General features: G+C 62.9%; 2 protein-coding genes. Both read right to left on the bottom strand.

The features are described 5' to 3' along the window. Positions 1-455, bottom strand: a 455-nt coding sequence (locus MYF83_RS42225) for a hypothetical protein (protein ID WP_248966446.1), incomplete at its 3' end; no start/stop codon positions are given. Beyond that, the coding region (locus tag MYF83_RS42220) for a hypothetical protein (protein ID WP_248966445.1) at positions 443-951 on the bottom strand (509 nt) is incomplete at its 5' end. The genes MYF83_RS42220 and MYF83_RS42225, both read right to left, overlap by 13 nt.

Here is a 951-nt window from a genome sequence, read left to right as displayed (position 1 = left end):
TCGACGAGACCGGGTACGTCGATCGCCCGCTCCTTGACCTCGATGTACCATCGCAAGGCACCATCAGGGTCGGAGACGGTGATGTCCATAAGCCGGTCTTCCACCGCGATGAGATAGCCCTTGGACGACAGCGCCCCATAGACCCGGGCGTATTCGGCGGCCTGGATCAGGTACTCCCAGTTGATGGCCGGCGCCTGCGCCTGCTCATTTCGGCTGACCCACGCATAGGGACCCTTGCCAGGCGGCAGCCCCTGCAGCGTGAACCGGTATGTTCCGACCGGCCTGATCAGCCCGTCTCGATGGCCCGAGGCCACCAGCGTCCGGACGCCGACCGGTAGCCGCTCGTAGACGGCGTCGAAGTATGGCTCAGAGACATCCGGATAAGACCACTCACGGCACGCGGCTGTTACCCACCCACGGATGAGATCACGCAGATCGTCTTCTACCCGTCCCACCGAAACCTCCCAGAAGCCGGGCGTTGCAGTAAGCCTTCCTGGACACGACCATCGTCATCGATAAAGAAGACCGTGACATCGAGCCGTTGAAGGCTTCCGCGAGTTCGCTGATAAAGGGAGCGATAGGTCGGCACATCCGGTAGGGCGATGGCGATCTCATAGCCGGGATGATCGCTGCACATCAGCATCGCCTTGAGAATCGCCTGCGCGTACCAATGCCGCGCTTGTGTCGCCGGTGCCGTCGGCTTGGTCTCGCCGGCGCGGCGCGGATCGGAATACCGTCGCCCTGGGTAGCCCTTCACCTCGACGGCGAGGGTCCGGTCACCACGAGTCGCAAGAACGTCGATCCCTTGTTCCTTCGTGGTCGTATCCGCGACGCGCTGGATCCGCCAACCCTGACCGACGAGGTATGTCACGAGCATTGCCTGGGCCCGCGCTTCAGGCATGCCGTCTTCGACTGACGATGTTGAAACCATGATCGACTGGGGCGCCGGTA

The organism is Sphaerisporangium perillae (genome assembly GCF_023276435.1).
GTDB classification, from domain to species: domain Bacteria; phylum Actinomycetota; class Actinomycetes; order Streptosporangiales; family Streptosporangiaceae; genus Sphaerisporangium; species Sphaerisporangium perillae.
Note: the sequence above shows the minus strand (reverse complement) of the source record. Positions and strands in the feature narration are given on the sequence as shown.